This window comes from Variovorax gracilis, assembly GCF_030317115.1.
Classification (GTDB): domain Bacteria; phylum Pseudomonadota; class Gammaproteobacteria; order Burkholderiales; family Burkholderiaceae_C; genus Variovorax; species Variovorax gracilis.
In genome coordinates this window covers 92,557-99,746 of the sequence record NZ_JASZYF010000022.1, presented here as the reverse complement: position 1 = coordinate 99,746, position 7,190 = coordinate 92,557, and the positions used below count along the sequence as shown (strand labels likewise).

The following is a 7,190-nucleotide window of genomic DNA, read 5'->3' as shown; positions in this document are numbered from 1 at the left end:
GTCTTGCACGCCGCCTTGATGACCCATCATGTCGATGCACTCCTCGGTGAGATGCATCCAACATAGTCGAGACGGGTCAAATTTCTAGGGAGTTTTTCAACAGAATTGGCCGAACTGAGCCGCCGGAGTGCAGCGTTTGCGGTCCTTCCGTGCCGCAGGGTGAATTCACGCTGTGGGGTCAACACCGGTCGCTCAACAGCGAAGGTCGCCTTGGTGTCAACTGCCGGTCTCAAGGTATTGCAGTCATAGTCCCCTGGTTGCCCTCTGGCGACCGAGCCCTCAAAGTATCGAACGACCGCTTTGTTCGGCATGGAAATGGGAGTTCGGGCCCTGAACGCCAGGTCGCGGCATTGGGAAGTCGACGTTCGAATGCTGCCGCGTGGTGTGCTGATTGATCGCCTTGCCATACGCGTCGTGGAGCTTGTCGATGCCTTTCTCTTCGGGCGCTGCCATGTAATCGCCGAGCTTTCGGAACACTTCGACGCCGCTCGTCGCAGCTCAAGTTCGCCAATCAGGTTCAATGGACCGGGTTCACCCTCTTGTGGGTGGCGGGCCCAAAGATCATCGTGTCCACCCGCTGCCGCAGGTTTTCCGCCGAGGAGAAGCCCAGACCATAGGAGCGCTTGCCATGATCCGCAAACTGCACCACAACGCCTACCGCTGCCGCAATTCCGAACAGACTCGCGCCTTCTATGAGGACTTCCTGGGCTTGCCCCTGGTCGGCACCCTGGAGATCCGCGAGACCAAGACCGGCCGCGCGACCAACGTGCTGCATACCTTCTATCGGCTCGATGACGGCTCACACCTGGCCTTCTTCGAGGCGCCCGACATGCCCTTCGACTTCAAGCCCCAGCATGACTTCGATCTGCACATCGCACTGGAGGTCGATGCGCCGGTGCTGGCCGACATGTTGGCAAAGGGCAAGTCGCAGGGCATCGAGACGCGCGGTGTTTCGAACCACGGCTTCATCGACTCCATCTACTTCCGAGATCCCAACGGCTACGTGATCGAGTTGTGCGCCAAGCGTGCCAGCCACGATGCCTTGATGGACCCGGCGACCAATGGCGCGCGCGACGCGCTGCAGCGTTGGACGGCCGCCAAGGCGAAGGGGTGAGGCGCTCAGCCGATGCAAGCCTGAGCCGCGGGCGCTATGCTTCCAGCTTGACCCCGGGCACCTGGAGCCACCCATGATCGTCGAGCGCATCTGGACCGGCAACGCATACCGCAACTTCAACTACCTGATCGTTTGCCCCGAGAGCGGCGAGGCGCTCGCCATCGATCCGCTGGACCACCAGAAGTGCCTGGCCGCCGCCAAGGCCAAGGGCTGGGAGATCACGCAGATCCTTAACACGCACGAGCACCACGATCACACCGGCGGCAATGCGGCCGTCGTCGCAGCGACCGGCGCCAAGGTGATCGCGCACTACAAGTCGGGCTCTCGCATCTCCGGCGTGGATCGAGGCGTCGAGGCCGGCGACGTGATCAAGGTCGGCAAGACCGTCGAGCTCGAGTGCATGGACACGCCCGGCCACACGATGTGCCACATCTGCCTGCGCTCCCACACGGACAACCCGGCGCTGTTCTCCGGCGACACGCTTTTCAATGCGGGGGCGGGCAACTGCCACAACGGCGGCAATCCGGAAGAGCTGTACGCCACCTTCGTCGAGCAACTCGCGAGACTGCCCGCCGATACGCGCGTCTACCCGGGTCACGACTACATCGAGAACAACCTGCGCTTCACTCTCGCGCGCGAGCCCGATAACGTGGCCGCCAGGGCCTTGTTGCCCGACGTGGCGGGGCAAGACCCGGCGCGTGCCCGCGTCACGACGCTGCAAGAAGAGAAGCAGATCAACACCTTCTTGCGCCTGTCCAGCCCGAGCCTTATTGCGGCGCTTCGCGAAGTCTTTTCCGACCTGCCCGAGAACCCGGATCCGAAGACCGTGTTCCTCAAGCTTCGCGAGCTCCGCAACAAGTGGTGAGCCTGGCTGTCCCCGTCCTCAATTCGTTCCGCCGCTGCCCGAGTGCTCGTCCGCGCCAGTTGGCAGTAGCTTCAGCACCAATGCGTAGGACCTTGCCCCCTCAGCACGGTCTTGGAGGCGTCGCTCTTCACCAAACGCGCATGCGCTCCACTCCGGCGCGAGGTGGAGCGGATTTCGTGGTTGGCGCACGTGCTGCGACAAACGACAGCTCTCTTGTCCGCCGAAGAGCAGCGGGTGTTCGCAGAGATTGCGCGCCACGCCGGCCCGAACTGCGTCATTGACTGCGCTTCTCATCGGGCGCATATTGTTTGCCCGAGTTTTGCAACAGAAACGGAGGTGCGGCGATGACAACGATGGCCAAGCCGACGATCGACAATGTTCGGGAGCGCGCTCGCGGGCAGGTGATTACTCCGACCGACGACGGCTACGAAGGGGCGCGCAAGGTCTACAACGGAATGATCGATCGACGGCCCTCGGTCGTGATCCGTGCGGTCGACGTTGGCGACGTGATGGCCGGGGTCGACTATGCGCGCGAGAACGGCCTCGATCTGTCGGTGCGCGGCGGGTCGCACAGCGTTCCTGGCTTCGGGACGTGCGACGGTGGCGTCGTGATCGACCTCTCGCAGATGAAAGGCGTGCGGATCGATCCGAATCGTAAGACGGCGCGGGCAGGCGGCGGGACCCTGTGGGCCGACTTCAATCACGCGACGTACCCGTTCGGCTTGGCGACGACCGGTGGAATCATCGGCTCGACCGGCATCGCCGGGCTGACGCTTGGCGGCGGCATCGGCTACCTCACGCGCGGGTTCGGGCTATCGCTCGACAACCTGCTCTCGGCGGATCTCGTAACGGCGGACGGACAGTTCCGCGTGGCCAGTGCCGCGGAGAACGAGGATCTCTTCTGGGCGATCCGCGGCGGAGGCGGGAACTTCGGCGTGGTGACCTCGTTCGAGTACCAGCTGCACCCGGTCAAGGACATTACGGCAGGCATTTTCTTCTATCCGATCGAAAAGGTGCGCGAGGTGTTGCAGTTCTACCGCGACTATGTGGCGAAGGCGCCGGAGGAAATGGGGCTGTTTCCAGCGTTCCAGATCGCCCCGCCACTGCCCTTCATCAAAACAGAGGACCATGGCAAGACGTTCATTGCTATCGTCTCTTGTTGGGCCGGACCGATGGACAAGGCCGACGCGGAATTCGCGAAGATACGCGGCGCGGCGCCGGTCGTTGCGGAGATGGTCGCGCCGATGCCGTACTACGTGATCAACGGCCTTTTCGATGCGCTGCTGCCTCCGGGCCTGCAGCACTACTGGAAGGCCTCATTCGCCACCGAGTTGACGGATGGCGCGATCGAGGCCCATGCCCGGTTCGGGCCGCAGGTGCCGGTTGTGAACTCCACGATGCACATCTACCCGATTAACGGAGCCTGCCACCGGGTGAAGCCGGACGCGACCGCATGGGGCCATCGCGACGCGAGCTTCGCGACCGTGATCGCTGGGATGTGGCCGGATCCCGCTGACAACGCCAGGAACACCAATTGGGTGAAGGACTACTACAAAGCCCTGGAGCCCCACTCGCAGGCAGGCGGATACATCAACTTCATGGCCGAGGACGACCAGGGCCGGGTCAAGGACAATTTCGGACCGCATTACGACAAGCTGGCGTCGATCAAGCGCAAGTACGACCCGAGCAATCTGTTCCACATGAACCAAAATATCCAGCCGTAGCATGGTTGTCGACGCGCGACGCGGGGGTGGCATCCAGAACGTCCACCTTGGGTTGAGCGTGCTGTCGAGTGACTGCTCCTGGCGCTAACGGCGACCGACGACTCGTGGCCGCGAGCACCGGTTCACGTCGGTACCTGATAGCTGACCTTCGAAGCGCCATGACTCGGTTGGCCAAGGTCTGCTATCGGCGAATATTTCGAACAGGCACTCCCCGTCAGAAGCGGTCTTTCGCCAGTACCCCGATGTTCGCAAGGCGCAGCACTTCCTTTGATCACCTCGTGGGCGAGCAGCAGCACAATTTGCGGGATCGTAAGTCCGAGCGCCTTCGCCGTCTTCTGGTTGATCGGCATTGACCACTGCTCCTGGGCCACAGCGCTTGTCCACAATGTAGTGGAGGCAAGCAGCCGCGCCCCATAGGACCATCCGGATACACACACATGGACGACGAGGAAGCTTCCGCGCCTTCGATCTAGTCGTCGCGCGAGAGAATTGGCGGCCAAAACCCGCCGATCGATTGACCCGGCTCGGCTTCTGACTTGACTCTTGGCGCGGCGACGGACAGGTACACCCGCAGAGGTTTGATGCGATAAAGGTGTACGCACCCTTCCGGCGGACTTGGTCTGGCGGCTCGATCAGCGGTGAAAGGCACAGGAGCATCAAATGGCGAATTACTTCTACAGGCGCGGGCAGAGGGTGCCGGTGGACGAGGTCCAAGGGGTGGTCGGCGTGCGCGTTGAATCGGCGACTCGCGCCGGTGTGGCCAGCGCCGCGATTGGTAGCTCGGTCGATCCCGTCCAAGCGGCGGTATTCGCCCAACCGGTTCCGGCCGAAGAAGTGGCGGCATTGTCGGCGGCGGGTTGGTCGTTGGTGCACCCTTCAGCCGACCTGACAGCGACCGCGCGTGCGGCACGCTCGCGGCCGCAGCAGGCCATCGATGCGGGGCAGGTGTACCAGCAGCGTGACGGCCACCTGCTGATTGACACCCGCGGGATGATCGTGCAGTTCCCGGCGGAGCTGTCGGAGCCGGCCGTGCTGCGGACTCTGAAGCAGCGCAAGCTTGAGGTCGTGCGCAAGCTCGGCTTCGCGCCCAACCAATTCCAGGTGCGGGTTCCGGTGGGTGTCGACACGATGGCCGTGGCAAACGAGTTGCAGGAAAGCCGCACCGCGCTGGCGGCCGAGCCAGAGTTCATCGAGTTCATCGGCCAGCGTCTGCGCCCCACCGACCCCAGCTACAACCAACTCTGGCACCTGAACAACGCCGGCGGCAGCGGCGGTGTGGCCGGTGCCGACATCGCCGCCGAGCGCGCCTGGGACTTCACGCTCGGCCGCGGCGTGCGCGTGGCAGTCATCGACAACGGATTCGACGTCGCCCACCCGGACCTGGCTGCAGGCATCGCCGCCGAATCGGGCTTCTTCGATGCCACGGGCAACTTCCAGCAGACGCTGACCGGCTATCCGGACAACGACCACGGCACTTTCTGCGCCGGCATGGTTGGCGCACGCCACAACAACGGCCGTGCCGGCTGCGGCTCGGCACCGGAATGCGAGCTGCTGCTGGTGGCCTCCCTCGGCGACCAGGTCGGCACGCAGGCGACGCTGGCGCGCGCGGTGGCCTATGCGGCCGACCCGCGGCTGGAGGTGACCACGGCCAGCGTTGCGGCGGGTGCCGACGTCATCGTTTCCAGCCTGGGTCCGAACGGCGCCAACTGGGCGCTGACCACGGTGCTGGACAACGCCCTCGTCTTCGCCTCGCGCCGCGGCCGGCGCGGCCGCGGAACGCCGATCTTCTGGGCCAGCAGCAACGGCAACAACGTCGATATCGCGCTGGACCAGGTGGTCTCGCACCCGATGGTCATCGCGGTGGGGCGTTCGCGCCGCGACGACATGGAGGACAACTCCGCACGCGGTGCGCAGCTGGACTTTCTGGCGCCCGGCGTCAACGTCGTCAGCACCGGCTCGGGCGGCGGCACGCGCACTGCCACCGGCACCAGCTTTGCCGCGCCGCTGGCCGCGGGCGTGGGCGCGCTGGCGCTCGCCGCGAACCCCGACCTGCGCGCCGACGAAATCTGCGACGTGATGCGCGCCACCTGCGACAAGATCGGCGGCGTCGCTTACAACGCGCAGGGCCACCACACCGACTACGGCTACGGCCGCGTCAACGCCTTCCGCACGGTGATGCGCGCGCTACAGACCGCCAGCGAGCGCGCCAGCCGCCGCGCGGACTTCGACGCCGATGGCCGCGCCGAGATCCCGGTGACCAGCCCCTGGGGCATCGGCATCCTGAAGGCGGCCAGCGGCAGCATCAGTCACCTGGCGATGGCGGCTAACGGCACTCGCATCGGCGGCTGGCTGCTCAATACCGTGGACAACCGCTTTCCGGCCAGGGGACGTTTCGCGTCCGCCGCGCGTACCGACCTGCTGGTCACCAGTCCCTGGGGCATCGGCGTGCTGCGCCGCTACGGCAGCGGCTACCGCGCGCTGATGATGGCACCCAACGGCACGCGCTTCGGCGGCTGGCTGCTCAACACCGGCGACAACGTGTTCGGCCCGGTGGGCGACTTCGACGGCGACGGGCTCGATGAGATCATGGTGCGCAGCCCTTGGGGCATCGGCCTCCTGAAGCTTGCGGGCGGTACGCTCAGCCCGCTGATGATGGCGCCCAACGGCACGCGCTTCGGCGGCTGGCTGCTGAACACCGCCGACAACCGGTTCGGCCCGGTGGGCGATTTCGACGGCAACGGGCGCGACGAGATTGTCGTCAGCAGCCCCTGGGGCATCGGCATGCTGGCTTGGTCGGGCACCGCGCTCACCTGCCCGATGCTGCAACCCAACGGCACGCGCTTCGGCGGCTGGCTCCTGAACACGGCGGACAACTGGTTCGGACCCGCCGGCGACTACGACCGCGACGGGCGCAGCGAATTCGCCGTCACCAGTCCCTGGGGCCTGGGCCTGCTGAAGCTGTCCGGCGCCACGCTGACCCCGCTGATGATGGCGCCCAATGGCACGCGCTTTGGCGGCTGGCTGCTGAACAGCTTCGACAATAGGCTGCGGGCCGCGGTCGACCTCGACGGCGACGGCCGCGACGAGTTGCTGATCGGCAGCCCGTGGGGCATCGGCGTGCTGGCCTGGTCGGGCAGCGCGCTCACCTGCCCAATGCTGCAACCCAACGGCATGCGTTTCGGCGGCTGGCTGCTGAACACCGCCGACAATGAGTTCCGTGTTTACGGCAACCTGACGCAGGCCGGCCGCGCCCAGGTGTTCGTCGAAAGCCCGTGGGGCGTGGGCGTGCTGAACTTCAACGGCAGCACCTTCCAGGTGCCGGTGATGAAATCCAACGGCAGCCGGCTCGGCGGCTGGCTGCTGAACACGCTGGACAACCGATTCGAGTAGGGGCTGGTGCTAGGCGTGTGTTTATCGGCAAGCGCATCTCGCCGCCACTCAGGGCGAGTTGCACGATGATGCTGCGCGGCCCGACCGGCTAACGGAT

Annotated in this window: 6 protein-coding genes; 4 read left to right on the top strand and 2 right to left on the bottom strand. The window is 65.3% G+C overall.

Annotation, left to right across the window (positions count from 1 at the left end; translation table 11 throughout):
• Positions 1–279: 279 nt before the first annotated feature.
• Entirely contained in the window at positions 280–477 is a 198-nt protein-coding gene (locus tag QTH97_RS27865) for a hypothetical protein (RefSeq protein ID WP_286571770.1), read from the bottom strand.
• A gap of 151 nt (positions 478–628) precedes the next feature.
• Here QTH97_RS27865 and QTH97_RS27860 point away from each other — a divergent pair, with 151 nt between their 5' ends.
• The 3 genes from QTH97_RS27860 to QTH97_RS27850 all read left to right on the top strand — a co-directional run bounded on the left by QTH97_RS27860 (position 629) and on the right by QTH97_RS27850 (position 3,703).
• A complete protein-coding gene (locus QTH97_RS27860) occupies positions 629–1,114 on the top strand; it encodes a VOC family protein (RefSeq protein ID WP_286571769.1) in 486 nt (161 codons plus the stop codon).
• Positions 1,115–1,187: 73 nt separating this feature from the next.
• Positions 1,188–1,979, top strand: a complete 792-nt coding sequence (locus QTH97_RS27855; protein ID WP_286571767.1) for a hydroxyacylglutathione hydrolase — start codon at positions 1,188–1,190, stop codon at positions 1,977–1,979.
• A 344-nt stretch (positions 1,980–2,323) separates the two neighbouring features.
• Positions 2,324–3,703: an FAD-binding oxidoreductase gene (locus QTH97_RS27850; RefSeq protein WP_286571766.1), complete on the top strand. Its 1,380-nt coding sequence runs from the start codon at positions 2,324–2,326 to the stop codon at positions 3,701–3,703.
• A 122-nt stretch (positions 3,704–3,825) separates the two neighbouring features.
• Here QTH97_RS27850 and QTH97_RS27845 read toward each other — a convergent pair whose 3' ends face one another.
• On the bottom strand, positions 3,826–4,053 hold the full coding sequence (locus tag QTH97_RS27845; RefSeq protein WP_286571765.1) for a hypothetical protein: 228 nt from the start codon (positions 4,051–4,053) through the stop codon (positions 3,826–3,828).
• A gap of 310 nt (positions 4,054–4,363) precedes the next feature.
• Here QTH97_RS27845 and QTH97_RS27840 point away from each other — a divergent pair, with 310 nt between their 5' ends.
• Positions 4,364–7,093, top strand: a complete 2,730-nt coding sequence (locus QTH97_RS27840) for a S8 family serine peptidase (RefSeq protein WP_286571764.1) — start codon at positions 4,364–4,366, stop codon at positions 7,091–7,093.
• Positions 7,094–7,190 lie beyond the last annotated feature (97 nt).